The 25,183-nt window shown below is 73.6% G+C and carries 28 protein-coding genes; 12 read left to right on the top strand and 16 right to left on the bottom strand.

Annotation, left to right across the window (positions count from 1 at the left end):
- Window positions 1–15: 15 nt before the first annotated feature.
- Both ACFQ46_RS06095 and ACFQ46_RS06090 read right to left on the bottom strand, forming a co-directional pair.
- Window positions 16–1,395: an APC family permease gene (locus tag ACFQ46_RS06095; protein ID WP_380258163.1), complete on the bottom strand. Its 1,380-nt coding sequence runs from the start codon at window positions 1,393–1,395 to the stop codon at window positions 16–18.
- A complete protein-coding gene (locus ACFQ46_RS06090; RefSeq protein ID WP_380258161.1) occupies window positions 1,392–2,330 on the bottom strand; it encodes a proline iminopeptidase-family hydrolase in 939 nt (312 codons plus the stop codon). The genes ACFQ46_RS06095 and ACFQ46_RS06090 overlap by 4 nt, the downstream gene beginning before the upstream one ends.
- 81 nt (window positions 2,331–2,411) lie before the next feature.
- Here ACFQ46_RS06090 and ACFQ46_RS06085 point away from each other — a divergent pair, with 81 nt between their 5' ends.
- Window positions 2,412–3,152: a FadR/GntR family transcriptional regulator gene (locus ACFQ46_RS06085; protein ID WP_380258159.1), complete on the top strand. Its 741-nt coding sequence runs from the start codon at window positions 2,412–2,414 to the stop codon at window positions 3,150–3,152.
- 6 nt (window positions 3,153–3,158) lie between these two features.
- Here the strand turns inward: ACFQ46_RS06085 and ACFQ46_RS06080 are convergent, their stop codons facing one another.
- The gene (locus ACFQ46_RS06080; protein WP_380258157.1) at window positions 3,159–4,664 is read right to left on the bottom strand and encodes a PH domain-containing protein; all 1,506 of its coding nucleotides are present in this window, start codon (window positions 4,662–4,664) and stop codon (window positions 3,159–3,161) included.
- Entirely contained in the window at window positions 4,661–5,167 is a 507-nt protein-coding gene (locus ACFQ46_RS06075) for a PH domain-containing protein (RefSeq protein ID WP_380258155.1), read from the bottom strand. Before ACFQ46_RS06075 ends, ACFQ46_RS06080 begins: the two co-directional genes overlap by 4 nt.
- A 68-nt stretch (window positions 5,168–5,235) precedes the next feature.
- Between ACFQ46_RS06075 and ACFQ46_RS06070 the strand changes: the two genes are divergently transcribed.
- The 5 genes from ACFQ46_RS06070 (at window position 5,236) to ACFQ46_RS06050 (ending at window position 10,363) form a co-directional block, all read left to right on the top strand.
- Window positions 5,236–6,390 (top strand): ABC transporter ATP-binding protein, encoded by a 1,155-nt coding sequence (locus tag ACFQ46_RS06070; RefSeq protein ID WP_380258153.1) that lies wholly within the window; start codon window positions 5,236–5,238, stop codon window positions 6,388–6,390.
- A 121-nt stretch (window positions 6,391–6,511) separates the two neighbouring features.
- Window positions 6,512–7,735, top strand: coding sequence for a glycosyltransferase (locus tag ACFQ46_RS06065; RefSeq protein ID WP_380258151.1), 1,224 nt, complete (start codon window positions 6,512–6,514; stop codon window positions 7,733–7,735).
- Window positions 7,736–7,747: 12 nt separating this feature from the next.
- Window positions 7,748–8,782, top strand: coding sequence for an endonuclease/exonuclease/phosphatase family protein (locus ACFQ46_RS06060; RefSeq protein ID WP_380258149.1), 1,035 nt, complete (start codon window positions 7,748–7,750; stop codon window positions 8,780–8,782).
- Window positions 8,783–8,825: 43 nt separating this feature from the next.
- Complete coding sequence (locus tag ACFQ46_RS06055; RefSeq protein WP_380258147.1) at window positions 8,826–9,623, top strand: aminoglycoside adenylyltransferase domain-containing protein; 798 nt, start codon at window positions 8,826–8,828, stop codon at window positions 9,621–9,623.
- 56 nt (window positions 9,624–9,679) lie between these two features.
- Window positions 9,680–10,363, top strand: coding sequence for a class I SAM-dependent methyltransferase (locus ACFQ46_RS06050; protein ID WP_380258451.1), 684 nt, complete (start codon window positions 9,680–9,682; stop codon window positions 10,361–10,363).
- A gap of 96 nt (window positions 10,364–10,459) precedes the next feature.
- Here ACFQ46_RS06050 and ACFQ46_RS06045 read toward each other — a convergent pair whose 3' ends face one another.
- The 8 genes from ACFQ46_RS06045 to ACFQ46_RS06010 form a co-directional block, all read right to left on the bottom strand.
- On the bottom strand, window positions 10,460–12,385 hold the full coding sequence (locus ACFQ46_RS06045; protein WP_380258145.1) for a hypothetical protein: 1,926 nt from the start codon (window positions 12,383–12,385) through the stop codon (window positions 10,460–10,462).
- Between the two features lie 102 nt (window positions 12,386–12,487).
- The gene (locus ACFQ46_RS06040; RefSeq protein ID WP_328294484.1) at window positions 12,488–12,952 is read right to left on the bottom strand and encodes a DUF3180 domain-containing protein; all 465 of its coding nucleotides are present in this window, start codon (window positions 12,950–12,952) and stop codon (window positions 12,488–12,490) included.
- The gene (gene folK / locus ACFQ46_RS06035; RefSeq protein ID WP_380258143.1) at window positions 12,949–13,416 is read right to left on the bottom strand and encodes a 2-amino-4-hydroxy-6-hydroxymethyldihydropteridine diphosphokinase; all 468 of its coding nucleotides are present in this window, start codon (window positions 13,414–13,416) and stop codon (window positions 12,949–12,951) included. Before folK ends, ACFQ46_RS06040 begins: the two co-directional genes overlap by 4 nt.
- A complete protein-coding gene (folB, locus tag ACFQ46_RS06030; RefSeq protein ID WP_380258141.1) occupies window positions 13,413–13,826 on the bottom strand; it encodes a dihydroneopterin aldolase in 414 nt (137 codons plus the stop codon). The genes folK and folB overlap by 4 nt, the downstream gene beginning before the upstream one ends.
- Window positions 13,823–14,674 carry a dihydropteroate synthase gene (gene folP / locus ACFQ46_RS06025; protein ID WP_380258139.1) on the bottom strand — a complete coding sequence of 284 codons (852 nt, stop codon included), beginning with the start codon at window positions 14,672–14,674 and terminating at the stop codon, window positions 13,823–13,825. Before folP ends, folB begins: the two co-directional genes overlap by 4 nt.
- Window positions 14,671–15,282 (bottom strand): GTP cyclohydrolase I FolE, encoded by a 612-nt coding sequence (gene folE / locus ACFQ46_RS06020; RefSeq protein ID WP_380258137.1) that lies wholly within the window; start codon window positions 15,280–15,282, stop codon window positions 14,671–14,673. Before folE ends, folP begins: the two co-directional genes overlap by 4 nt.
- A complete protein-coding gene (gene ftsH / locus ACFQ46_RS06015) occupies window positions 15,279–17,258 on the bottom strand; it encodes an ATP-dependent zinc metalloprotease FtsH (RefSeq protein ID WP_380258135.1) in 1,980 nt (659 codons plus the stop codon). Before ftsH ends, folE begins: the two co-directional genes overlap by 4 nt.
- 193 nt (window positions 17,259–17,451) lie before the next feature.
- Window positions 17,452–17,577 carry a hypothetical protein gene (locus tag ACFQ46_RS06010; RefSeq protein ID WP_380258133.1) on the bottom strand — a complete coding sequence of 42 codons (126 nt, stop codon included), beginning with the start codon at window positions 17,575–17,577 and terminating at the stop codon, window positions 17,452–17,454.
- A gap of 154 nt (window positions 17,578–17,731) precedes the next feature.
- Between ACFQ46_RS06010 and ACFQ46_RS06005 the strand changes: the two genes are divergently transcribed.
- The 4 genes from ACFQ46_RS06005 (at window position 17,732) to ACFQ46_RS05990 (ending at window position 20,607) form a co-directional block, all read left to right on the top strand.
- On the top strand, window positions 17,732–18,199 hold the full coding sequence (locus ACFQ46_RS06005; RefSeq protein ID WP_380258131.1) for an ester cyclase: 468 nt from the start codon (window positions 17,732–17,734) through the stop codon (window positions 18,197–18,199).
- The gene (locus ACFQ46_RS06000; RefSeq protein ID WP_380158672.1) at window positions 18,196–18,717 is read left to right on the top strand and encodes a nitroreductase/quinone reductase family protein; all 522 of its coding nucleotides are present in this window, start codon (window positions 18,196–18,198) and stop codon (window positions 18,715–18,717) included. The genes ACFQ46_RS06005 and ACFQ46_RS06000 overlap by 4 nt, the downstream gene beginning before the upstream one ends.
- A gap of 49 nt (window positions 18,718–18,766) precedes the next feature.
- Window positions 18,767–19,840: a medium chain dehydrogenase/reductase family protein gene (locus tag ACFQ46_RS05995; protein WP_380258129.1), complete on the top strand. Its 1,074-nt coding sequence runs from the start codon at window positions 18,767–18,769 to the stop codon at window positions 19,838–19,840.
- 68 nt (window positions 19,841–19,908) lie between these two features.
- Entirely contained in the window at window positions 19,909–20,607 is a 699-nt protein-coding gene (locus ACFQ46_RS05990) for a TetR/AcrR family transcriptional regulator (protein ID WP_380258127.1), read from the top strand.
- A 43-nt stretch (window positions 20,608–20,650) separates the two neighbouring features.
- On the opposite strand, the gene ACFQ46_RS05985 is transcribed toward ACFQ46_RS05990, so the two are convergent.
- A complete protein-coding gene (locus ACFQ46_RS05985; protein ID WP_380258125.1) occupies window positions 20,651–20,941 on the bottom strand; it encodes a glutaredoxin family protein in 291 nt (96 codons plus the stop codon).
- A 104-nt stretch (window positions 20,942–21,045) separates the two neighbouring features.
- Here ACFQ46_RS05985 and ACFQ46_RS05980 point away from each other — a divergent pair, with 104 nt between their 5' ends.
- Both ACFQ46_RS05980 and ACFQ46_RS05975 read left to right on the top strand, forming a co-directional pair.
- Entirely contained in the window at window positions 21,046–21,576 is a 531-nt protein-coding gene (locus ACFQ46_RS05980) for an RNA polymerase sigma factor (RefSeq protein WP_380258123.1), read from the top strand.
- Window positions 21,573–22,418: a hypothetical protein gene (locus ACFQ46_RS05975; RefSeq protein WP_380258121.1), complete on the top strand. Its 846-nt coding sequence runs from the start codon at window positions 21,573–21,575 to the stop codon at window positions 22,416–22,418. Before ACFQ46_RS05980 ends, ACFQ46_RS05975 begins: the two co-directional genes overlap by 4 nt.
- Before the next feature lie 42 nt (window positions 22,419–22,460).
- Here the strand turns inward: ACFQ46_RS05975 and hpt are convergent, their stop codons facing one another.
- The 3 genes from hpt to ACFQ46_RS05960 are packed head-to-tail and all read right to left on the bottom strand — an operon-like array spanning window position 22,461 to window position 25,148.
- On the bottom strand, window positions 22,461–23,012 hold the full coding sequence (gene hpt / locus ACFQ46_RS05970) for a hypoxanthine phosphoribosyltransferase (protein WP_380258119.1): 552 nt from the start codon (window positions 23,010–23,012) through the stop codon (window positions 22,461–22,463).
- Window positions 23,013–23,031: 19 nt separating this feature from the next.
- Window positions 23,032–23,985 (bottom strand): tRNA lysidine(34) synthetase TilS, encoded by a 954-nt coding sequence (gene tilS, locus ACFQ46_RS05965; protein ID WP_380258449.1) that lies wholly within the window; start codon window positions 23,983–23,985, stop codon window positions 23,032–23,034.
- On the bottom strand, window positions 23,982–25,148 hold the full coding sequence (locus tag ACFQ46_RS05960; protein ID WP_380258117.1) for a zinc-dependent metalloprotease: 1,167 nt from the start codon (window positions 25,146–25,148) through the stop codon (window positions 23,982–23,984). The genes tilS and ACFQ46_RS05960 overlap by 4 nt, the downstream gene beginning before the upstream one ends.
- Between the last annotated feature and the right edge of the window lie 35 nt (window positions 25,149–25,183).

Below are 25,183 nucleotides of genomic sequence, written 5' to 3'. Positions count from 1 at the left end.
CCACTCTCCCGCCGCTCAGGGGTGCGCCCCCTCCTCCGCGGGCAGGCTCGGGGCCCCGCGTCCGGTCCGCAGGTTGACGGCGAGGACGACGGCCCCGACGACGAGCCAGGCGATCCCGCCGATCTTCGCGGCCGCGTCGGCGTTCACCAGCACGTAGCCGATGATGAGGAAACCCAGCACCGGGGCGACGAGGTGCAGCAGGTAGTTCTTCGACCTCCCGCGCACGAGGTGGTGGACGATCACCGAGACGTGCAGCAGGCAGAACCCGAACAGCGCGCCGAAGTTCACCAGCGACGAGATCAGCGAGATCTGCCCGACGAAGAACAGCACCAGCACCAGGGTGAGACCCGTGACGGTGAGGATCGCGGCCATCGGGACCTGACGGTCGCTGATCCGCGACAGGTACGCCGGCAGCTGGCGGTCGCGGCTCATCGAGAACAGCAACCGCGACGTGGCGGCCTGCGCGGCCATCGCGTTGGCGATGCCGACGGCGATGACGTTGACGACGAGGAACGCCGTCTTCCAGTGCGAGCCGGACGCGGCCTGGACGAGGTCGAAGAACGCGTTGCCCGCGGCGGCGTCGCCGAAGGACTCCCGGCCCGCGGCGAGCAGGCTGGCGAGCCAGGTCTGCAGGACGAAGAGGAACGCGACGACGAACAGGGCGACGATCATCGCGCGGCCGGCGGGGTTCTTCCGCCCGGTCGTCTCCTCGGCGAGCGTGGAGATCCCGTCGAAGCCCAGGAAGCTCAGGACGGCGATCGAGAGCGCCCCGGCGATGAGCGGGCCGCTCACCTGGGAGGAGTCCCAGAACGGGGTCGCCCCCCACTCCGCACCCGGGATCGTCCCGCCGTTGAGCGCCCGCGCCGCGATGACGACGAACGCCACCACGAACACGATCTCGATGGCCAGGAACACCCGGTTGGCGAGCTTCAGCGAACTGATCCCCAGCAGGTTCACGACCGTGTTGATCGCGACGAACACCAGCGCCCACACCCAGCGCGGGGACCCCGGGAAGATCCCGACCATCGACTCGGCGGCGAAGACGTAGAGCAGGGTCGGGATGAGCAGGTAGTCGAGCAGGATCGACCAGCCCGCGAAGAACCCCAGCGACGGGTGGATCCCGCGGCCGACGTAGGAGAACACCGAACCCGCCAGCGGGAACGCCTTCGCCATCTGCCCGTAGGCGAGAGCGGTGAAGATCATCGCCACGAGGCCGATGAGGTAGACGAGCGGGACCATGCCGTGCGCGCTGTCGTAGACCGTCCCGAAGATCGCCCACGGCGCGATCGGGACCATGAACACCAGCCCGTAGACCAGCAGGTCGAAGGTGGAGACGGAACGTTTGAGCTGCTGCTGGTACCCGAACGACTCGAGGGTGCGTTGCTGGTCGCTCATCGCGGAGCTCCTGAGGTGTCGGTGGGGTCGTCAGCGGGGTCGTCGTTCCGCACGAGGAACGCCGCGACGAACGCGCGGAACTCCTCGGGCTGTTCGAGGTGGGTGCAGTGGCTGGCGCCGGGGAAGACGTGCGCGGTGACGTCGGGGATCCGGTCCACGAACGGCGCCCACGTCTGCGGGGTCGCCTCGTCGAACTCGCCGGCGAGCACGAGGGTCGGGACGGCGACGTCGGGGAGGCGGTCGATGACGGACCAGTCGCGCAGGGTTCCGATGACGTGGAACTCGTTGGGGCCGTTCATGGTGTGGTAGACGGTCGGTTCCGCCTCCATCTGGGCGACGCTGGCCGCGAAGTCGGGGTGGGTGGGCGTGATCCGGCAGACGTGGCGGGCGTAGAACTCGTCGGTGGCGGCGAGGTACTCGGGGTCGTCGGTGGTACCGGCGGCCTCGTGGCGGTCCAGCGCCTCGCGGGCCTGCGGCGGGAGCTCGGCCCGCAACCGGGCGGCGCCCTCCACCCAGAGCGGCATCGAGGCCGGCGAGTTGCAGATCGCCAATGACACCAGCCCCGCGGGACGGCGCACGGCGATCTCGGCGCCGAGCATCCCGCCCCACGACTGGCCGAGGACGTGGACCCGGTCGAGGCCGAGGCCTTCGAGCACGGCGTGGAACTCGTCGACGAACAGCTGCGGGGTCCAGGACTCCGGCGGCGCTGCGGGCAGGTGGGTGCTGCGGCCGCAGCCGAGCTGGTCGTAGTGGACGACGGTGCGCCCGGTCTCCTCGGCCAGGGCGGCGAGGTTGGCGACGTAGTCGTGGGCCATCCCGGGTCCGCCGTGCAGGACGATCAGGGGGAGGGCTCCCGCGCGGGGGGTCGACGGGGTGGTGACCTGCACCCAGGTGCGGTGTCCGAGGACGGGGAGTTCGTGGGTCGTGACGGGCATGGCGTGAGCATCCTCACTTCAAAGGTCCCCGACAAGACCATTGGCGGGGAATTAACCTGTGCGAAACGGGAGGACGGTGGGATGACGCGGACGGACCTCGTGGTGGACCCCGGCTCGCGCGTCGCCGCGGTGCTGGAACGGCTCGTCACCGCCATCGCCACCGGCCAGTACCTGCCCGGTTCGCGGCTGCCCGCCGAACGCGACCTGGCCGCCGTCCTCGGCGCCGGACGGACGACGGTCCGCGCCGCGCTGGCCCAGCTCGCCGACCGCGGCCTGGTGGAGACCCGCCGGGGACGCCACGGCGGCACGTTCGTCCTGCAGCAGTGGCCCGAGTCCTCGACGGAGATCGTCGGACGCACCCTGTCGGCGGGCTACGCCCAGCTGCGCGACCTGTGCGACGCGATCGCCCGCCTCCACGGGGCGGTGTGCCGGGCCGCGGCCGAGCACCGCTCCCCCGCCGACGTCGTGCGCGTGCAGGACGCGCTCGCGGCCTACGCCGCGGCCGACTCCGGCCTGCAGTCCCAGCAGGCCGACAGCGCGCTGCACGTCGCGATCATCGACGCCGCCCACAACGACACCCTGCGCCGCGTGCTGCGCGAGCTCGAGGGCCGGCTCAGCATCGGCGCCCCCGCACACCTGTGGGGTGCCCCGGACGGCATGCACGCCATGGAGGTGCGGGCCCTGCGCGAGCACCGCGCCCTCGTCGCCGCGATCGTCGCCGGCCGTGCCGACGAGGCCGAGGCCCTCGCCCGCGCGCACGTCGCGATCGACCTCGAACTGCTCACCGCCGCCCTCGCCCGCAGCGGTGCCCGGCCCGGCTGAGGAGGCTCAGGTGGTCATCCAGGGTTCGGGACCGGAACCGGCGCGGGCCGCGCGGGAGCGCAGGGACTGCTCCGTCAGCAGCCGCGCCGCCGTCGCCGGGTCGAGGTGGTCGACGCGGGGCTTCACCCGCCCGGGGGTCGAGTGCAGCACGACGCTGGCCAGACCCAGGCGACGCTGCAGCGGTCCCTGGGCGACGCCGAGGCTCTGCGTCCGCGCGTGCGGGACGACGTCGAGACCGCGGACCAGCCGGCCGTTGCGGGAGAGGAACGCGTGCTCGGTGACGCGGTAGCCGCGGCGGCGCCAGCTCACCGGGTCCAGCCAGCGGGCGGCGCGCGGGACGGGGGTGAACCCGCCGTCGGTGCCGGTGCCGGTCAGCCCGGCGCGGACCACGTCGAGCGGGGACTCCTCGCCCGTCCCCAGGTCCGGCAGCACGATCGCCAGCACGAGCCCGAGCTCCTCGACGGTGCCGACGGGCAGCAGCGTCGTGCTCTGCTCGGAGGCGCTGCCGCTCTCCCCGGAGTACCCCGCGACGTTGACCTCCACCCGCCACCAGCCCGCGCTGCGCCACAGCAGCGGCTGGGTGATCCGCAGCGCCTGCACCCGCCCCGGCGGGACGGTCTGCGAGCGCTGCTCCAGCAGCCCGTGGGAGAGCCGCAGCCCGTCCGGGGAGTCCGCGACGGTGAAGTTGAAGCCCCGGGAGAACCGCTGCCACACCGTCGAGACCACGCCGAGGACCGCCGCGAACGAGCCGAACAACGGGGTGAGGCTCTGCGCGAACCAGCAGCCGACGCCGAGGCCCACGAGCACCAGGACCATCCAGATCGTCAGGCCGGAACGCAGCGTGGACAGGAGCAGCCGCGTCGGCGGGACCTCGACGACCTCGCGCTGCGGGGCCTCCGGGGCGTCCTCACCCTCGGCGACGACGACCCCCGCGGACGCCGCGAGCAGCGCGTTGCGGACCCGCTGGGCCTCCTCCTCCTTGAGGTAGGCCAACGACACCTTGCTGCCGGAACCGCCCGCGACCTCGAGGCGCAGCTCGGCCAGCCCGAACAGCCGGCCCAGCAACGGCCGGACGACGTCGACGGCCTGCAACCGGTCCAGCTGGGCCCGGCGCTGCTGGCGCCAGAGGATCCCGTGCTCGACGTGCACGGCCTCGGAGTCGATCCGGTAGCGCGTCTTGCGCCAGGCCAGGGCGCTGTAGCCGGCGCCGACGATCGCGAGCAGCAGGATCCCCCCGACGATCGACAACGTCAGGATCCAGCCGGGCAGGTCCAGGCGGACGATGTTGTCGACGTTCTGCCCCACGACCACCGCCAGCACCGCGGCGACGACCTTCCACGCCCGCAGCACCGGGGTGACCGGGTGCAGTCGTCGCCAGCCCGGGTCGGTGAGGACGGCGCGGGTCGGGGCGTCGAGCGCGGCCGCGACCTCGACCGGCAGGACCTCGAGGGCGGGTTCGTCGGCGCGGGGTTCGTGGGTCCGGGGTTCGTGGATCCGGGGCTCCTCGGTCACAGCCCGGCCAGTCGGGCTTCGCCGCGCGCGGCGAGACGGTCGCGCAGCCGGGCCGCCTCCTCGGGGGAGAGCCCGGGGATGGCGGCGTCGGAGTCGGAGGAGGCGGTGTGCAGCTGCACCTTGGCCAGGCCGAACCTCCGGTCCAGCGGCCCGGCCTCCACGTCGACGTACTGCAGCCGGCCGTAGGGCACGACGACCAGCGAGCGGAACATGATCCCCTTCACCACGAGCAGGTCGTCGTCGCGCTCGGCGTAGCCCCACGCCTTCACCTGCCGCCCGGACCACACGAAGTCCCACGCCCACAACGGGACCACCACGACGAGGGCCAGCCAGATCCACGGGGTCAGCAGGACGGCCAGGACGGCCGTGACCACGACGACGACCGCGAAGACGATGCCTCCCCCGACGCGTTGCGCAGTGGCCCAGCGCGGGGAGATCCGCTGCCAGACGACGTCGCCCGGCGCGAACGGGTCCTCGGTGCTGACGGTCGTCCGTTCGGCCATGCCCCCACCTTGCCAGAGCAGCGCCCACCCACGTTGCCGATCGCGGGAGCGTCGGTCAGGCTTCCGGTGTGATCACCGAGGGTGAGGAACAGGACACGCGGGATGACGAGGTCATCCGCTTCGAGGGCGTCACCAAGCGCTACGGCCGCCACGACTCCCCCGCCGTCGGCCACCTCGACCTCGCCGTCACGCGCGGGGAGCTCGTCGCGCTCGTCGGACCCAGCGGGTGCGGCAAGTCGACGATCCTGCGGATGGTGAACCGGCTCGTCGAACCGAGCGCCGGACGCATCGTCGTCGACGGCCGCGACGCCGCCCACACCGACGTCGTCGCGCTGCGTCGCGGGATCGGCTACGTCATCCAGGCCGGTGGCCTGCTCCCGCACCGCACGATCCGGCAGAACGTCGCGACCGTGCCGCGGTTGCTCGGCTGGGACGCCGACGTCACCCGGCGGCGGGTCGACGAACTGCTCGAACTCGTCGGCCTCGACGGCTGGGCCCACGGCGACCGCTACCCCGCGCAGCTGTCCGGCGGGCAGCAGCAACGCGTCGGGGTGGCCCGCGCCCTGGCCGCGGACCCACCCGTCCTGCTCATGGACGAACCGTTCGGGGCCGTCGACCCCGTCGTGCGGGACCGCCTGCAGAGCGAGTTCCGGCGCATCCAGCAGGAACTGGGCAAGACCGTCCTCTTCGTCACCCACGACCTCGACGAGGCCGTCAAGCTCGCCGACCGGATCGCGGTGTTCTCCACCGGCGGGGTGCTGGAGCAGATCGCCACCCCCACGACCCTGCTCTCCGAACCGGCGTCGGAGTTCGTCGTCGACTTCATCGGCTCCGACCGGGGGTTGCGCCGCCTCGCCGTGACCCCGATCCGGCCCGAGGACCTGGAACGGCCCCTGGTCCTCGCCCCCGCCGACGGCGCCGCCTACGCCGCGACGGCCCTGGAACTCGACGGCCGGGCGTGGGCCGTGGTCCTCGACCACGGCCGCCTGCTGGGGTGGGTGGCGCGCGGCCCCCTCCTGGAGCAGCGGGGATCGCGCAGCGCCCGCGTCGGCGACCACACCCGCCGGTTCCCCACGACCGTCGCCGCCCGGGAGACCCTGCGCAGCGCCTTCTCCGCCCTGCTCGCGCAGGAACTGCGGTTCCTGCCCGTCCTCGACGGCGAGGAGTTCCTCGGGGTGCTCACCCCCGACGTCGTGCACACCGCGTTGCGGCGCGACCTCTGACCTGCGGTCGAGAACCTCCGACCCCTACCGGGGAGGTAGTCCGCGCAGGGACCCGGGTCCCGCCGGGGGCGGTTCCCCGGAGCGATGACCCACGGGGGTCGGTGGCGGTTGAGTTCCACCCATGAGAATCCTCATCGGAGCAGACACCTACGCCCCCGACGTCAACGGCGCCTCGACGTTCGCGCAACGCCTCGCCGCCGGTCTCACCGGACGCCACGAGGTCCACGTCGTGGCCCCGGCCCGCGGCCCGCGCAGCACCCGCGAGACCGTCGCCTCCGGCGTCGTGGAGCACCGCGTGCGGTCCTTCCCCGTGCTCGTCGGCGGAACCGGTCTGCGGTTCTGCCCGCCGGCCGGACTGGTCCGCGCCGCCACCCGGATCCTGCGCGACGTCCGGCCCGACGTCGTGCACGTGCAGAGCCACTTCCTCGTCGGCCGCGCCCTGGTGACCGCCGCGAACCGGCTCGGCGTCCCCGTCGTGGCGACGAACCACTTCATGCCCGAGAACCTCACCCACCACGTCCCGCTCGGCGACCGGGTCCAGCACGCGCTGCACGAGTGGGCCTGGAACGACGCCGCCGGGGTGTTCCAGCGCGCCGACGTCGTCACCGCCCCGACCCCCTACGCGGCGGCCCTGGCCGAACGGGCGGGCATCCCCGGCCCCGTCCTGCCCATCTCGTGCGGGATGGACCTGCGCCGCTTCGCGCCCGACCCCTCCGGGGAACTGCGACGGGAGTTCCGGCTCCGCTACGGCGTACCCGACCGCCCGACCATCGGCTACGTCGGACGCCTCGCGCCGGAGAAGAACGTCGAGGAACTCGTCGAGGCGCTCGCGCTCGTCCGCCGCCTCCGACCCGAACTCGACGCGCAACTGCTGCTCGTCGGCGACGGCGCCCGCCGCGCCGGGTTGCTGCGCCGCGCCGCGGAACTCGGGGTGGCCGACCGGGTCGTCTCGACCGGTTTCGTCCCCGAGGCCGACCTGGCCGCCGCCTACCTGGCCTGCGACGTGTTCGCCAACGCCGGGACGGCGGAACTGCAGAGCCTCGTCGTCCTGGAGGCGATGGCCTCGGGCCTGCCGGTCCTCGGGGTCGACGCCTGCGCCCTGCCGCACCTGGTGCGCGACGGCGACAACGGCTTCCTCTTCCCGCACGGCCGGCCCGCGGCCCTGGCGGCGCGCCTCGCGCTCGTGCTGGGCGACCCCGACCTCGCCACCCGGATGGGTGCGCGCAGCCTGGCCATCGCGTCCGAGCACGACGAGCGGCGCACCCTCGCCCGCTTCGAGGAGCTCTACGCGCTGCGGCAGAGCACGACGACGCCCGTCGCGGAGCGGGCGGGCACCCGCGTGTAGCAGGATGGCCGGGTGCCACCGACGCCGAGCCGGCGCCCCTGGTGGCGCCGCACGCTGCGAACCCTCGCGGTCGCCTACGGCGTCCTCGCCACCCTCGCCCTGCTCGTCGTCCTCGCTCTCTCCGACGGGCACGCCGTGAGCTACGTGCTGGGGTTGTTCGCCACGTGGTGGCTGGTCCCCGCCCTCGTCCTCGTCCCCTTCGCGGCCGCGTTCCGGTCGTGGCGGACGCTGGCCGCGGTCGTCGTCCCGGCGCTCGCCGCGGGCACGCTGTTCGGGCCCTACGCGCTGCACCGGCTGGACCCCCGCGACCCGGGCCCCGACCTGCGGGTCGCGACCTTCAACACCACGAACTGGCGCGGAGCCGCCGGGGTCACGGAACTCATGCGCCACGGCGGGGCGGACGTCGTGCTGCTGCAGGAGGTCGTCCCGTCCCAGCAGGCCCGCTACCGCGACCAGTGGCCGGAGTACGCCTACCGCAGCTACACCGGTACGACGGCGACCGGTGGTCGCAACGAGGGCGACGGGAACGCGGTCTGGTCGAAGTACCCCATCGTCTCGGTCGAGCCGGTGACCGGACTCCCCACCGGAGCACGTCCCGCGGACGTCGTCACCGTCGACGCCGACGGTCGCCGGATCGCGGTGATCTCCGTCCACCTCGCCTCCCCCTGCCTGTTCTGCAGTCCGGCGAAGGCCGCGCTGAACCCCGCGGGCGACACCGCGGACGCGGCGCGGGTCCGGGTCGCCGAGGCCCGTCGCTACGGCGACCTCGCGGAGTCCCTGCACGCCGCCGGGAACGCCGTCGTGCTGGCGGGGGACCTGAACTCCGCGGAGTTCAACGAACCGTTGCGGGTGCTGCGCTCCCACGGCCTGACCGACGTCCACCGCGCCGTCGGGACGCAACCGGGTCTGACCCGGGGCGCCTCCCCCGGTTTCGCCCGGGTCGACGTGGTGCTGGTGGCCGGACTCGGACCCGTCGACGACCACGAACGCGACCCCGGGGGGAGCACCCACTCCCCCGTCGTCGCGGACCTCGCCTGGCCCTCCTGAAAACCCGTCGCGCCGGCCCCTGCGCCGGTCCTACCGTGCTGGCGTGCCGAGCGACGCCGCCCACGTCCCGCCCGACCTGCAGCACGTGCTGCGGGTCCTCGTCGAGGGCAGCGCGGAACTCCTCGGGGACGACTTCGTCGGGGCCTACCTGCACGGTTCGTTCGCCCTCGGCGACGCCGACGAGCACAGCGACGCGGACTGGCTGGTGGTCACCCGCTCCCCCGACGTCCCGGTGGCGGAGTTGCAGGAGTTCCACCGCCGCTTCCACGACCGGCCCCGGCCCTGGTTCCGCGGGACGGAGGGTTCCTACGTACCGACCGCGTCGCTGCGCCGACCGTCGGAGGAACCCTGGTGGTTCGTGGACCACCAGGACAGCGCGACGCTGGAACTCTCCCCGCACTGCAACACCCTCGTCGTGCGCTGGGTCCTGCGCGAGCACGGGATCACCCTGGCCGGTCCCCCGGCGGCCGACCTGGTCGACCCCGTCGACCCGGACGCCTTGCGGGCGGAGTCGCTCGCCCGGTTCCCCCGGTTCTTCGAGGACCTGGAATCGTGGATGGACTGGCGGAGCATCGAGTGGGGGCAGCGGACGGCGGTCGAGACCCTCGCCCGCATGCTCGCCACCGTCCGCACCGGCCGCGTCCTGTCCAAACCGGCCGCCCTGCGCTGGGCGCGGGCCGAGCTCGACGACCGGTGGGGGCCGCTGCTCACCGACGCCCTCGAGGGGCGGGCGCGGGGTTTCGACGTCCACACCGCCCCCGCCCCGGAACTCGTCGCCGCCACCCGCGCCTTCGCCGACCACACCGCCTCGCTCGCCCACTTGGAGAGGACCGTCCCGTGACCGGTGACCTGTGGGGCGAGGACGTCGCCCGCGGCTACGACGAGGACTCCTCGTGGATGTTCTCCCCGGAACTCCTCGGCGCGACCTGCGACGTGCTCGTCGACCTCGCCGCGGGTCGCCGCGCGCTGGAGTTCGCGATCGGCACCGGCCGGGTCGGGGTGGCGTTGGCCGGGCGCGGGGTTCCCGTCGCCGGGATCGAGATGTCGCCCGCGATGGCGCAGCGGCTGCAGGAGAAGATGGTCCCCGGTTCGGCGGCGGCGGGGATCGAGCTGGTGATGGGCGACATGTCCAGCGCCCGGGTCGAGGGCGAGTTCGGTCTGGTCTACCTCGTGTACAACACGATCACCAACCTGCTGGAGCAGGACGAACAGGTCGAGTGCTTCCGCAACGCCGCTCGCCACCTCGCGCCCGGCGGGTACTTCCTCGTCGAGGTCGCGGCGCCGGAACTGCAGCGGCTCCCCCCGGGCGAGACCGCCCGCCCCTTCCACGTCGGCCGGGAGCACCTGGGTTTCGACACCTACGACCTCGTCGAGCAGCGCCTCACGTCCCACCACTACCGGTTCACCGAGGACGGCCGGGTGAGCCGGTTCGAGTCCCACCACCGCTACGCCTGGCCCGCCGAGTACGACCTGATGGCCCGGATCGCCGGGCTGGAACGGTTCGCGCGGTGGTCCGGGTGGGACCGCGCAGAGTTCACCGCCGCGAGCACGTCGCACGTGTCGGTGTGGCGCAAGCCGTAGCCGCCCGGGTGGGACACCCATCGGTGTCACCACGTGGAGTGAGGCGTGGGTGCGACGAACGGGGCGCCCAGGCGACAGGATTGGCACACCCACCCCTTACTCCACGTGGTGTCCCCGGTGGGTGCGACGAGTCGTCTCACGAGTGGCTCGGACGGCGAACGCGGCCAGGAAGGCCGCCGGCCAGAAGGCGACGCCGTGCCAGGCCCCGACGAGCACCGACACGACCGTGACCACCCACGCACCGATCGCCACGTTTCTGGCCAGGCGTCGACTCCCCCGGGCCAGAGCCTGGTCGACCGCCACGGCCACGTGGGTCCGGGACCGCGTGTCCATGGTGGTGCGCTGCCGACGGGGGAAGCGCAGACGTTGCACTAGCGCCACCAGGAACCCCGTGGTCAGCAGCGCGCAGAACGAGGTGAAGGTCACCGCGAACACCCGGTTCGGGGAATCGAGCGACACCAAAGCCATGAAGAGCGTGAACAGCACGAACGCGAACGACAGGGTGACCAGGACGCTGGTGCTCCACGACGCCAACCCTGACAGGACCCTCGGTGGCCGACGGATGGCGGCCGGCTCACCAGGCAGGTCGACCGACACCGTCGACGGAGCGAGGGTGTCCAGGAGTTCGAGGGCGGTCCGCCCCTGGGCCCAGTCCGCGGGGTCGAAGGAGAGCACCATCGCGTCGTTGCCGACGATCTCCCGCCGGCCGTCCGGGTGGCGCAACACCGCAGCGCAGTCCGTCCACGCGACGGTCAGGTGCACGGCGGGCGCTGGTTCGAGGGTCACCCCACGCGGCCCGATGATCAGGCGCAGTCCCCCCTCGCGGTGGCGGGCACCGACGAACACCTGCCCCTGGACGACCCCGGTGGACAACGACGGGACGGGCGTCAGGCCGACCGGGCCCTCCACCCCGTCCGGCACCTGCAGCAGCGCAGTGCCCATCAGCTCGCGCAACGCCGTGTGCACGTGCTCGGGGCGCACGGCGGCGGCACGGGGCTCGCTCGGCGCCGCCCGCCTGAACTCACCCGGCTCCTGCTGGGCGCTCAGGAGCCAGGACCGAGCCGTCGCGTCCAGGCTCCGCACCACGGCGGACTCGTCCGCGGCGTCCCCCGCGTCGGCGGGTTCTACCCAGCCACGCTTCCACGATTCCAGGTCGGAGTCGGGGATCACGTCGGCGCACGTGTCGCGCACGACGTCCTGGACGGCGTGCACGACCTCACGCTGGCGGTCCCAGGAGGTCTGGGCGGAGAGCCCGAGCTCGAGACGACCCAGACCCGTCGACCGCACCGAGGCGTCGACGTCGTAGACGCTGCCGTCCTCCGCGCGCAGGCGCTGACGCAACGCGCGGTGCAGCCGCCACCAGGCGGCCCACGTGGCCGGCTCGTCCGGACCCACGGCGGTGAACGCGACGACAGCCGGGCGGCCGGTGAACCAGGCAGCCCGCCGGCCCGGTAGCTCGCTCGGTGACGGAACGGGCAGACGCTCACCCCGGGACAACGTCGACCAGGAGGTCTGCGGTTCTGCGCCGTGGACCCACAGCACCGCGTTGTCCGCGGTGAAGACCCGTCGGGCCCAGGCGCTGACCTGCTGCGGGTCCGCCGCCAACAGGCCCACCTCGTCGGTGGACAGCAGGCCCCAGCCCCGCAGCCCGTGCCGGACCCGGCGCAACTCGTCCCAGACGCTGGGCCCACCGCGGTGGGCCTCGAGCTCGAGGACGTCGATCTCGTGGGCGAGGCCGTGGACCGGCACGTCCCGCAGCCCGGCGCTGAGGACGCGGAAGTGCTCGGCGACCTCGTCCGGGGTCCCCCGCACGTCGAAGGACGTGAACAAGGCCTCCACGGAGGCGTTGCTCGGGTAGGCGGGCAGGCCGAGACGGGTGTGAGCGAGGTGCTCGACGAGGTGCGTGGTGCCCCGTGTCACGAAGGTCTCGTCGACCACACCCACCCGGAACGTCAGGCGAGCCGTGGTCGGTCCCTCCCGGGGCACCCACAGCACCCGGGTGCCGTCCTCGAGACGGCCCACGCGGGCTGCCGGTGCGGTCGAACTGCCCGCGATCCACTCCACGTCGATGAGATCGACCGGTGAGGCGGCCGACTTGATCCCCTTCCGGCACCCGGCGCCGGGTCAGGCGGTCGCGGCGTCGCTGTCCTCGTCGTCGGGGACGCGGCACCAGCGTTCGACGAGGAGGCCGGCGGCCAGCAGCAGCACCGAGACCACGATGTCCGCGCCGGCGCTCAGGAGTTCGGAGCGGCGGGCCGCGATGTCGGCGGTGGGCAGGTAGTGCACGAACCAGCCCGCGAACATCCCCGTCAGCAGCGCCCCCGCGACGGAGGCGGCCTTGGCCAGGGCCGCGGTCCGGGCGGCGCGCAGGGCGTCGATGCGGCGCGACTTCTCCCCGTTCACCCACTGCCGCACGGGCCAGCCGACCCCGAACACGGCGACGGCGAGCAGGCCGATGGTGAGGGTCGTTCGCCACATCAGGTCGGGTTCGCTGTGGCCGCCGGCGATCCAGATCTGCAGACCGGACCAGGCGATGACCCCGGCGATGACGGCGAGACCGACGAGCAGCCCCGGACGCGACGGCCTCACGAGATCGCCCGCAGCAACCCGGCCACGGGACCGCCGTGCGGGCCGGGCAGTTCGGCGTCGGGGTCGAGTTCGAGCCACGGTCCCAGGACGAAGGTGCGCTCGTGGGCCCGGGGGTGGGGCAGGACGAGACCGTCCTCGGTCAGGACCAGACCGCCGCAGGTCACCACGTCGACGTCGATGGGACGGGGACCGTCGGGGACCTTCGTGCTGCGGTCCAGCCCCACCTCCGCCTCGACGGCGTGGCAGGCGCGCAGCAGCGCGTGCGGGTCGAGGCTCGTGCTGACCAGCGCGACGGCGTTGAGGAAGTCGGGCTGGTCCCGGACGGTCCCGACCGGGGCGGACTCGACGAACGTGGACACCGCGTCGACGGTGATCCCCTCCACCGCGCCCAACGCCTCGAGCGCCGCGTGCAGGTTCGCCGCGCGGTGACCGGTGTTCGCGCCCAGCGACAGGACGGCGTTCACGAGCGGGTCCGCCGGACCACGAGTTCGACGTCGTCGAAGGAGGCCGGGATCGGCGCCTGCGGCTTGTGCACCACGACGTCGACGGCCGCGATCCGCGGCGACCGGGCCAACGCGGCCGTGGCGATCCGCCCGGCGAGGGTCTCGACGAGCAGGACGGGTTCACCGGTGAGGATCGTGACGAGCTCCTGGGCCAGCGCGCCGTAGTCGACGGTGGCGGTGAGGTCGTCGCCGGCGGCGGCCTCACGGGTGTCGAGGTGCAGGGCGACGTCGAGGCCGAAGGGCTGCCCCTGGGCGCGTTCGAAGTCCAGGACGCCGTGGTGGCCGATGGCGCGCAACCCGCGCAGCACGATCCGGTCCAGCACCCGGCCCTGGGCGTCGAGCACGGGCCCGGCGGCGTCGAGGGAGGTCACGACGCACCCACCGGGGTCCGGGCGGCGCCCCAGGCCCGCGCGACGCGGACCGCCGCGACCGAGGGGGCCACGTCGTGCACCCGCACACCCCAGATCCCTTGCGCCGCAGCCAGTGCGGTGACGGCGGCGGTCGCGGTGTCGCGGGCCGCCGGCGGCGGGACGACCCCGTCCGGGCCGGTCAGCAGCGCACCGAGGAAACGTTTGCGGGAGGCTCCCACGAGCAGGGGGAAGCCCAGCGCGGCGAGCTGGTCGAGCCCGGCGAGCAGGGCCCAGTCGTGCTCGGCGACCTTGGCGAACCCGAGACCGGGGTCGAGCACGATCCGCTCCGGTGCGACCCCGGCCGCGGTCACCGCGTCGAGTCGTCCCCGCAGCTCGGCGGAGACCTCGGCCACGACGTCGTCGTAGACGGCGCGCGAGGTCATGACGTCGGAGAAGCCCCGCCAGTGCGAGAGGACGTAGACGCAGCCGAGCTCGGCGACGGTGGCCGCCATCTCCGGATCGGCCAGACCGCCCGAGACGTCGTTCACGACGGCCGCCCCCGCGGCGACCGCGGCCCGGGCCACCTCCGCGCGCATGGTGTCGACGCTCACCGGGACCCCGGCGTCGACCAGCCCGCGGACGACGGGGAGCACCCGGCGCAGTTCCTCGGCCACCTCGACGCGCACGGCACCCGGCCGGGTCGACTCACCGCCGACGTCGACGAGCGCCGCGCCCGCCGCGTGCAGGGCGACCCCGCGCGCGACCGCCACCTCGTGGGCGAGGAAGTGCCCGCCGTCGGAGAAGGAGTCGGGGGTGACGTTGAGGACCCCCACGACCCGGGTCGGTCCGGGCACCAGCAGTGGGCTCACCGGTGCCCCGCCACGATCAGGCTCATGGCCTCGGCCCGGGTGGCCGCGTTGCGCAGCGAACCGCGCACGGCCGAGGTGATGGTCTTGGCCCCCGGTTTGCGGACCCCGCGGTAGGTCATGCAGGAGTGCTCGGCCTCGACGACGACGATCACCCCTCGCGGGTGCAGCCTGTCGACGAGGGCGTCGGCGACCTGGGTGGTGAGGCGTTCCTGCAGCTGCGGCCGGCGGGCGAAGACGTCCACCAACCGGGCCAGCTTCGAGAGGCCGGTCACCCGGCCGTGCTCCCCCGGGATGTAGCCGACGTGGGCCACGCCGTGGAAGGGGAGCAGGTGGTGCTCGCAGGTGGACTGGACCTCGATGTCCTTCACCAGGACGAGCTCGTCGTGCTCGAGACCGAAGTCGGTGGCGAGGACCTCGGCCGGGTCCTGGTGCAGCCCCGCGAAGAGCTCGAGCGAGGCCCGGGCCACGCGGGCGGGGGTGTCACGCAGGCCTTCGCGGTCCGGGTCCTCCCCGATGGCGAGGAGGAACTCCCGGACCGCGGCCTCGGCGCGCGGGCCGTCGTACGTGCCCGGCGCGTGAGCGTCCGGTGTGGGCGCTCCCGTGCTCACGGCTGCTCGTGCGTCCCGTTCTGGTAACCGTTCACCGGCGTCTGGAACCCACCGGCGTGACCGTTGAGACCGGGCGAGGCGACCGGCGGGATGTCGGACACGTGACGGCGTTCCGAGGACAGCCAGACCGGCCGCTGCGGACGCTTCACGACGGGGGCGAAGATCTCGGCCAGCTCGGCCTGGTTCAGCGTCTCCTTGTCCAACAGCGCGACGACCAGGTCGTCGAGGACCTGACGGTGCTCGACCAGGACCTCCCACGCCTCGTCGTGCGCGGACTCGATGAGGCGGCGGACCTCCTCGTCGACGATCCCGGCGACACCCTCGGAGTAGTCGCGCTCGTGACCCATGTCGCGGCCGAGGAAGACCTCGCCGCCGCTGGACCCGAGCTTGATCGCCCCGACGCGTTCGCTCATGCCGTACTGGGTGACCATCTTGCGGGCCATGCCGGTGGCCTTCTCGATGTCGTTGCTCGCCCCGGTCGTCGGGTCGTGGAAGACGAGCTCCTCGGCGACCCGGCCACCGAGGGCGTAGGCCAGCTGGTCGAGGATCTCGTTGCGCGAGGTCGAGTACTTGTCCTCGGTCGGCAGGACCATCGTGTAACCCAGCGCTCGGCCGCGCGGCAGGATCGTCACCTTCGTGACCGGGTCGGTGTTGGCCATGGCCGCGGCCACCAGGGCGTGCCCGCCCTCGTGGTAGGCGGTGACCCGCAGTTCCTTCTTGTTCATCCGGCGGGTGCGCTTCTGCGGGCCGGCCATGACGCGGTCGATCGCCTCGTCCAGCGCGGAGTTGTCGATGACCTTCGCGTCGGCGCGGGCCGTGAGCAGCGCGGCCTCGTTGAGGACGTTGGCCAGGTCGGCGCCGGAGAAACCCGGGGTCCGGCGGGCGACGGCCAGCAGGTCGATGTCCGGGGACAGCGGCTTGCCCTTGCCGTGGACCTGCAGGATCTGGTGACGGCCCTCCATGTCGGGGGCCTCCACCGCGATCTGGCGGTCGAAGCGGCCCGGGCGCAGCAGCGCCGGGTCGAGGATGTCGGGACGGTTCGTCGCGGCGATGAGGATGACGTTCGTCTTGACGTCGAAGCCGTCCATCTCGACCAGGAGCTGGTTCAGCGTCTGCTCGCGCTCGTCGTGCCCGCCGCCCATGCCGGCGCCGCGGTGGCGACCGACGGCGTCGATCTCGTCGACGAAGATGATCGCGGGCGCGTTGGTCTTGGCCTGCTCGAAGAGGTCACGGACGCGGCTGGCGCCGACACCCACGAACATCTCGACGAAGTCCGAACCGGAGATCGAGTAGAACGGCACCCCGGCCTCACCGGCGACGGCCCGGGCGAGCAGCGTCTTGCCGGTCCCGGGCGGGCCGTAGAGCAGGACGCCCTTGGGGATCTTCGCGCCGACGGCCAGGAACTTGGCGGAGTCCTGGAGGAACTCCTTGATCTCGTGCAGTTCCTCGACGGCCTCGTCCGCCCCGGCGACGTCCGCGAACGTCGTCTTCGGGGTGTCCTTGGACATCATCTTGGCCTTGGACTTGCCGAACTGCATGACCTTGCTGCCGCCGCCCTGCATCTGCGAGATGAGGAACCAGAAGAGGAGCAGCATCAGGACGATGGGCCCGACCGTGAACAGCAGGGACTGCAGGATGCCCGTGCGGGGCACCTCGTCGGTCACACCGTCGGTGGGCGGGTTGGTGTTCAGCGCCTCGATGAGAGAGCCACCGCGCTGGGAGATGTAGTACGAACGAACGGCGCTGGCGCCCTGCTCGGTGACCCCGGACTTGAGCTTGAGGTCGATGCGCTGAGAGCCGTCGGTGAGCGTGGCGCTCTTGACCTTGCCCTCTTCGATCAGCGTGATCGCGCGGGTCGTGGAGACCTCGGCGGTGCCGCTGGACGCGAAGAAGGAGGCGCCGATGGCCACCACGGCGATCGCGACGACGATCCACAGCCACGGGCCGCGGACGATGCGCTTGAGTTGGTTGGGCATCAGTGGAGGGGTCGCCCCCTGTCCCTCCTGCTCGTTCTAGCCTGTCGTTCGACGGTACACCGGGCGAACGACACGCCGCCGCGGGTCCTGTCTGCGCAGGTCCTTCGCTGGTCGAACGGGCGGGAGCGCCGGGCTGTTCCGGCCTGGACGCCCCGATCCGCTGTGGGCGAACTTCGGGCGCGCAGCACCCCGGTCAGGACACGAGCACGTGCAGCCGCTGGACGACCGAGACCACCTCCTCCGGCACGTCGAACGGTTGTCCGTGGCCACTCGCGACGAGCCGGTGGTCGAGGAGACGGTGTTCCGGGGTGGAGGTCACGACGACGACGCCAGGCGAGCCACTCCCCCGGGGCGAGGGGAAAACCGGTCGAGACGATGACTTTACAGGTGTTGAGCGACGGGGTAGCTTTACGGATGTAAACACGTCGCGGGGAGCCAGTCGGGCCCACCGGACCACCTCACCGGAGGTCGCCATGACCACCAGCGCTCCCGCCCTGCACGCACCCCGCCTCGACACCCGTCGACCCGCCACGACCCTGGTGCAGTCGTGGCTGCGGTTGTGGAACGGCGACCTCACCCTCGCCACCGCGATCGTCGCCCCGGACTTCCAGCTCCACGCGGCGATGCTGGACGGCGGCGACGGCGGGGCCGTCGACTCGCCCCAGGCCCTCGTGGGCTGGATCGGGTCCACCCGAGCGGCCGTCCCGGACCTCGCCTTCTCGATCGAGGTCGGCCCGATCGTCGACGGCCCCTCGATCGCGGTGCGCTGGCGCGCCCGGGGCTCCTACGCCGGGGGCGTACCGGGCGCCCAGGCCCCCGTCGGCACCGTCGTCGACTTCACCGGTACCGACGTCCTGCGCACCGAGGACGGCCGCATCGCCGAGTACTGGGTGAACTCCGACACCCTCCTGCTGCTCACCCAGCTGCAGGTCCGCGCGTGAACCCCGCGACCGGCTCCGACGCACGACCCCCGCTGCTCCCCCTCGAGCCGGGACCGGCCCGGCGCCGTCGGCGGCCCGCGTACCTGGCGCCGACCAACGCCGTCGTGAAGACCCTGTCCCGGTGGCGGGTGAGCACCGGGGTGATCAAGGTCCTGACGGTGCCGGGTCGCACCAGCGGCAAACCCCGGTCCACACCGGTCTCCCCCCTGAGCCTGGACGGACGTCGTTTCATCCTCGCCCCGACGCCCGAGGGCGACTGGGCTCGCAACGCCCGCGCGGCCGGCCGCGGAACCCTCACCGACGGCCCGCGGAGCGAACAGGTGCTCCTGCGCGAGCTGGACCGCACCGGGGAAGCCGACCTGCGGCGGCGCCTGATGACCTCCTTCCCGGCCGCCGTCCCCGACGGCGTGCGCCTGTTCAAGGCCCTCGACCTCGTCACCAGCGCCGACCCCGCGCAGTTCGCCGCCGCCGCCGACCTCGTCACCGCCTTCGAGGTCCTGCCCGCACCCGGCACCTGACCCCGCACCGTCCAGTCCCCCACACCCGACCCTCCCGAGGAGAACCACCGTGAACAGTCCCCAGGACGCCGTCGCACCGACCACCACCGCACCTGCCCCCACGCGAGCGACCGAGATCGTGCTGCCGGGCGTCGTCGAACCCTCCGGTCTGCAGGTCCGCGTCCGCGACCTGCCCGCCCCCGGGCGCGGCGAGGTGATGGTCGAGGTCGAGGCCAGCGGCGTCTCCTTCGCCGAGCGGTCCATGCGACGGGGCCGCTACCCGGGTCAGCCCGCGTTCCCCTTCGTGCCCGGCTACGACCTCGTCGGCAGGGTGACCGCGGTCGGACCGGACGCGGACGCCGCGCTGATCGGGACCCGCGTCGCCGCGATGACGAAGACCGGCGGCTGGGCCAGTCACGTCCTGCTGCCGGCGGCCGACCTCGTCCCCGTGCGTGCCGACCTCGACCCCGCCGAGGCGGAGACCGTCGTCGTCAACGGCGTGACCGCCTGGCAGATGCTGCACCGCTCGGCCCGCGTCCAGCGAGGTCAGACGGTCCTGGTCCACGGCGCCAGCGGCGGCGTCGGCACCGTCCTGGTCCAGCTCGCCGTCCACGCCGGGGTCCGCGTGATCGCCACCGCCGGCCCGCGCCACCACGAGGCCCTGCGCGCCCTGGGCGCCGAACCCCTCGACTACGACACCCCCGACCTCGAGGCCGCGGTGCGCCGCCTGGCTCCCGGCGGGGTCGACGCCGCCTTCGACCACCTCGGCGGGGAGAGCCTGACCCGCTCGTGGCGCCTGCTCGCCCCGCGGGGCACGCTGGTCAGCTACGCCATCGCCGCGAAGATCGACGCTCCCGGTTCCCTGTGGATCCCCTTCCTGGCCGCCCTGGCCCGGGTGCTCGTGTGGCAGGTCCTGCCCAACGGCAAGCGCGCCTCCTTCTACGACCTGTGGTCCGGACACCGCCTGCGCCCCGGCGCCTTCCGGGCCCGCACCCGGCAGGACATGACCGCCGTGCTGGACCTGCTCGCCGCCGGGGTCGTGACCGCGCAGATCGGCGCCCGCTTGCCGCTGACCTCGGCCGCCGAGGCGATGGAGCTGGCCGAGTCGCACACCGTCCGCGGCAAGATCGTGCTCGTCCCCTGAGACCCTGACCCCGACCGAGGTGGCAGCGGCAGAACCCGCTCGCCACGACCGCCCACGTGGAACGAGCCATGACCACCACTCCCCGGACGACCGCCGCCACCGACCCGGCCCGCCCCGGTGCGCGTGAGCGCAACCCGCGCGGGCAGGGGGGTCGCCTCCGCGACGACATCCTGAGCGCCGCGACCGACCTGCTCGACGAGTCCGGGACCGAGGAGTCGGTGACGCTGCGCGCCGTCGCCCGCCGGGCCGGCATCAGCGCCCCCGCCATCTACGGGCACTTCGCCGACCGCCAGACCATTCTGCTCGCCGTCGTCCAGGGCGCCTTCGCGGAGCTCCACGAGCGTCTGCGCGCCGCCGCCCGCGCCGAGGACGAGGGGAACGAGGACGACCCCGTCGCCCGCCTGCACCGGGTCTGCGCGGCCTACCTCGACTTCGCCGCCACCCGCCCGCAGCGCTACCGGGCGATGTTCGGCGGCCTGTGGAACACCCAGCGGGCGCTGGCGGAGGAGAACGTCACCGCCGGCGACCTGACCGACCTCGGCCAGGACGCCCTCGAGGTCCTGGCCACCGCCCTGCAGGACTGCGTCGCCGCCGGGTGCTCCGGCAGCGACGACCCGCGCGGGGACGCCGTCGCCCTATGGCTGGGCCTGCACGGCCTGGCCCACCAGCGCGTCGTCACCGCCGCCTTCCCCTGGCCCGCGGACATCGTCGACCGCCTCGTGGTCCCGCTGGCGCACCTGGTCCCCGCGGCGGACGGCGGCCGGTAGCGCGCGGGCACCCGCAGCCGTCGGCGACGGGCCTCGATGACGGTCACGACGGTGGAGCGGACCAGCCCAACCGGTCACGCAACTCGTCGTCGCTGGGTTCGACCAGGTAGGAGCCGTCCGGCCAGACGATGGTCGGGATGCGTCGGGCCCCGTCCTGCAACCGCCGGACCAGTTCGGTCGCGGCCGCGTCGGCCTCGACGTCCACGTAGCGGTGGGCCACGCCCTCCGCCTCCAGCAGCGTCCGGCTGCGCCGCACGTCCGGGCACCACCCGGCGCCGTAGACCACCAGCTCACTCGCCTCACCACCGGCCGCACGGGTCTCGACGGGTTCCACGGAAGCCTCCTCAGGATCGATCGGTCCGCACCAGTGTCGCCGAGCGGACGCCCGAAACCTCCCCACCGGGTGCAACGTCCTGGCCTGTGAGACGTCTGAGCAGTGTGAGAGCAGACGACGTCGCCGGCCGCCTCGCGACGGCGGCGACCGCACGAGTGGACGGTCCGCTCGACCTGCGGGCCCTGTTCGAGCAGCACTTCCACCCCACCGTCCGCCTCGCGAGGCTGCTCGGGGCGGACGACCCGGAGGACATCGCCCAGGAGGCGTTCGTGCGCCTCCACCGGCACCCCCTCCACGAACCGGCGGCCGCCCTGGCCTACCTGCGGCGGACGACGGCCAACCTCACGACCTCGCGTCTGCGCCACCTGGGCGTGGTGCGGCGCACCCCTGGCGACACGACCGGCACCCACGCGTCCGCCGAGGACAGCGCCCTGGCCGCCGAACGCGTCGACCACCTCCTGGCCGCGGTGCGGCACCTCCCCCGCCGCCAGCGTCACGCACTCGTCCTGCGCTACTGGATGGACCTGTCCGTCGCCGAGGTCGCCGACGCCCTGGAGGTGCCGGTGGGCACGGCCAAGTCCGACATCTCGCGCGCCCAGCACACCCTCGCGACCCGACTGGAGGACCTGGCGTGACCGGCTCCGACGCGACCGAGCGGCTCCAGGGGCAGCTCGATGCCTTCGCCGGCCGCGCCGCCCACGACGCCGAGGCGCGGAGGGTGGCAGGCGGCCCTGAGTGGGAGCGCCTGCAGCACCGCCTCACCGCGGACCGCCGCCGCCGGCACCGGGTCCGGTCCGGCCTGGTCAGCGCCGCGGCCGCGTGCGCGCTCGTCGCGGCCGGGTTCAGCTGGTCGCAGCTGGACGGAAGCGGTCCAAGCGTCCGGGTCGTGCCCGCCGCCCCGGAGGACCCCGCGGCCACCGCCGCCGCCCGCGCGGCGGTGGCGGGCCGGTGCCCGGCGGTCACCGACCTGCCTCCGGTCAGCGTCGACGAAGGGCAACGACTGTCCGAGGGGCTCACCCTCGAGCAGGCCACCCGGCGTGCGCAGGACGAGCAGCAGGCCTCGGTCCTGGACGCCTGGGTTCGCTGCGCCCTTCCCGACGCCTACGGACAGCTGCGGATCGAACAGCAGCCGCAGTGGCACGTCGTGGTCGCCCTGACCGACGCGGCGGGCCCCGACCCCCTCGCCGGGGCACCCCTGGGAGTGCTCACCGGCCGGGTCGAGGTGGAGACGACCCCGTTCTCCGCGGTGCAGATGCAGCTGCTGTTCGGGCGGGTCGAGCGGGCCCTGCAGGGCTGCGGTCTCGGTCCGACGTCCGCCTCGATCGGGCTGTCCACCCTCAGCCTCGGCGCCGGGGACGGCACGCGGGGCTCGCCGGGGGTCGCCGCGGTCGAGGCCTGCCTGAACGACGCCGACCTCGGCACCGGACCCGGCCGGGACCAGGTGGAAGTCACCGACGAGTTCGCCGTGCCCGCGTGACCTGTCGCTATGGCGATAGCGCTATCGCCATAGCGATAGGAACTAGCTGTAGACGTGCGGCGCGAGCGTCGCGACGCAGTCGAGGTTGCGGTACTTGTCCGCGAAGTCGAGCCCGTAGCCGACGACGAACTCGTTGGGGATGTCGTAGCCCACGTAGGCGACGTCGACCTCGACCTTGGCGGCCTCGGGTTTGCGCAGCAGCGCGCACACCTTCACCGAGGCGGGGCCGCGCGAGGACAGGTTCGCCAGCAGCCAGGACAACGTCAGACCGGAGTCGATGATGTCCTCGACGACGAGGACGTGGCGGCCGGAGATGTCGGTGTCGAGGTCCTTGAGGATCCGCACGACGCCGGAGCTCTTGGTGCCGGAGCCATAGGAGCTGACGGCCATGAAGTCCATCGACAGCGGGACGTTCATGGCGCGGGACAGGTCGGCCATCACCATGACGGCGCCCTTGAGGACGCCGACGAGCAGGACGTCCTTGTCGGCGTAGTCCCGGTCGAGTTCGGCGGCGAGCTCGGTGACCCTCGTGGCCACCTGCTCCTTGGTCAGGAGCACGTGCTCGAGGTCGGTCCCGGCGGTCGCGGCGTCCACGCGGATCTCCTGTGGTTGTTCAGAGGTGGGGGGTGAGCACGAGCCTGCCACACGCGCGGACACCGCTCGCACCACCCGGCAGGTGGACGGCCCCCTGCCCGTGCCAGTCCAGGAGCAGCGCCTCGAGGGCGTCGACGTGCGCAGCGGTGAGGGCGCCCGCCGGGCAGCCGACCGCGAGCGCCGCGGTGCGCAACCAGCGGCGACGCAGCGCGGGCAGGGCCCCGACCAGGTCGGTGACGGCGGCGGAACCGTCGGTGAACGGCGAGGAGTCGGCGGCGAGGGCGTCGAGGGCGTCCGCGTCGTCCCGGGCCGCGCGAGCGGTCCGGGCCAGGGCCTGGGCGACGCCCGGCCCGAGCCGGTCCTCGAGGACGGGGAGGACGTCGTGGCGCACCCGGGAACGGGTGAAGGCGGGGTCGGTGTTGGCCGGGTCCTCCCACGGCTGGAGGCCCTCGTCGTGGCAGGCCTGGCGCACGAGGGCGCGGGTGAGGCCGAGCAACGGCCGGCGGAAGATCCCCCGAACGGCCGCCATGCCGGCGAGGCTGCGGGTCCCGGAGCCGCGGGCGAGGCCGAGCAGGACGGTCTCGGCCTGGTCGTCGAGGGTGTGGGCGAGGAGGACGGCGACGGCTCCGAGCTCGTCGGCGGTGCGGGTGAGGGCGTCGTAGCGCGCGGTCCGGGCCGCGGCCTCGGGGCCACCCGCCGCTCCGACGTCGACCCGGAGGCCGGCGACGGGGTCCAGCCCGAGGCGACGTCCCTGCGCCTGGACGGCGCGCGCCACCGCGGCCGAGGCCGGGTGCAACCCGTGGTCGATCGTCACGAGCCCGGCGGAGCGCGCCTCGAAGGCCGTGGCCGCGGCGAGCGCGAGCGAGTCGGCGCCCCCCGAGCAGGCGACCAGCACCAGCCCGGCGGGCACCGCGCGCAGGTCCCGGCGCACGGCGACCCGCACCGCCGCGACCGCGGGAGTGGGCCCGCTCAGCCGTGCACCCGCGTGACCCACGCGGCGGGGTCGCCGATCTCGGCGGGCAGCGGGAGGTGCTCGGGGCCGGTCCAGACGACGTTCAGCCCGTCCCAGCCGACGCGCCCGACGACGCCGCGGACGAACTTCGCGCCGTCGGCGTACTGGCGGGACTTCGCGTCCAGGCCGAGCATCCGGCGCACGACCTGGTCGAAGGACCCGCCGCCCTTGCGGCGCTTGGTGAACCGGGACCGGATCTGGGCGACGGAGGGCACGACCTGCGGGCCCACGTCGTCCATCACGACGTCGGCGTGCCCTTCGAGCAGCGACATGACGGCGACGAGGCGGGCGACGCGTTCGCGCTGACCGGGGGTCTGGAGCAGGTCGGCGAGGCCGACGCCGCTGCCTTCGCCCGTGCCGCGCAGGACGTCGGGCAGGGACTGCAGGACGCCGCTGAGCCGCTCCCCCATGTCCCGGGGCTGGGCGAGGAGGTCGGCGGAGAGCTCGCGGGCCTCGGTGGTGACCCAGCGGCGCAGCCAGGGGTGGGCGCCGAACTGCAACCGGTGCGCCTCCTCGTGCAGGCAGACCCAGCGGCGGAAGTCGTGGGGGTCGACCTGCAGGTCGCGTTCGACCTGGACGACGTTCGGGGCGACGAGCAGCAGCCGACCGGGCTGCTCCTCCTCGATGCCGGCGAAGACGTCGAACTGGCCCAGCACCCGGCTGGAGAGGAAGGACAGCAGGCTGCCGAGCTCGGCGCCCGTCGTGCGGCGCCCGACAGCGGTGGCGGCGCGGTCGACGGCGGCGGCGGGCCGCCCACCTCCCGGTCGGACGGGGACGACCACGGGCCCGAGCAGCGAGCGGAAGGCGTCGACGTTGGCGCGGGCCCACGAGGCGCGGTCGACGACGAGCGCGGGCGGCATCGGTTCGGGGGAGGTCAGGTGCGCGGTGCGCGCGACCGGTCCGGCGGCCTCGGCGGCCGCGAGCCGCAGTTCGGCGACGACGTCGTCGATCTCGTCGCGGCCGAGCCGGGGGCCGGGGCGGACGAGCCGGGCCGCGACCTGGGCCGCGAGGTCGAAGTCGACCAGGTCGACGACGGCACGCCCACCGGACTCGTCCTCCCCGGGACCTCCCGGGCTCCCGCCGCCCTCTGCTCCGTCGGTTCCGGAGTCCCCCCGTGCACGCATGCACGCACCGTACGCGGCGGGTCCGACGTCGGTGA

It is taken from the genome of Kineococcus sp. GCM10028916, assembly GCF_042674865.1.
Classification (GTDB): Bacteria; Actinomycetota; Actinomycetes; order Actinomycetales; family Kineococcaceae; genus Kineococcus.
The sequence above is the reverse complement of the archived record's forward strand: the minus strand, read 5'-3'. Positions and strand labels throughout refer to the sequence as shown.

Excerpts from the sequence above, each read along its gene's own strand:
- ACFQ46_RS06095 (WP_380258163.1), bottom strand. The coding sequence starts at position 1,395 with ATGAGCGACCAGCAACGCACCCTCGAGTCGTTCGGGTACCAGCAGCAG.
- ACFQ46_RS05990 (WP_380258127.1), top strand. The coding sequence starts at position 19,909 with ATGACCACCACTCCCCGGACGACCGCCGCCACCGACCCGGCCCGCCCC.
- ACFQ46_RS06085 (WP_380258159.1), top strand. The coding sequence starts at position 2,412 with ATGACGCGGACGGACCTCGTGGTGGACCCCGGCTCGCGCGTCGCCGCG.
- ACFQ46_RS06050 (WP_380258451.1), top strand. The coding sequence starts at position 9,680 with ATGTTCTCCCCGGAACTCCTCGGCGCGACCTGCGACGTGCTCGTCGAC.
- ACFQ46_RS05960 (WP_380258117.1), bottom strand. The coding sequence starts at position 25,148 with ATGCGTGCACGGGGGGACTCCGGAACCGACGGAGCAGAGGGCGGCGGG.
- ACFQ46_RS06005 (WP_380258131.1), top strand. The coding sequence starts at position 17,732 with ATGACCACCAGCGCTCCCGCCCTGCACGCACCCCGCCTCGACACCCGT.
- ACFQ46_RS06065 (WP_380258151.1), top strand. The coding sequence starts at position 6,512 with ATGAGAATCCTCATCGGAGCAGACACCTACGCCCCCGACGTCAACGGC.
- ACFQ46_RS06075 (WP_380258155.1), bottom strand. The coding sequence starts at position 5,167 with ATGGCCGAACGGACGACCGTCAGCACCGAGGACCCGTTCGCGCCGGGC.
- ftsH (WP_380258135.1), bottom strand. The coding sequence starts at position 17,258 with ATGCCCAACCAACTCAAGCGCATCGTCCGCGGCCCGTGGCTGTGGATC.
- ACFQ46_RS06090 (WP_380258161.1), bottom strand. The coding sequence starts at position 2,330 with ATGCCCGTCACGACCCACGAACTCCCCGTCCTCGGACACCGCACCTGG.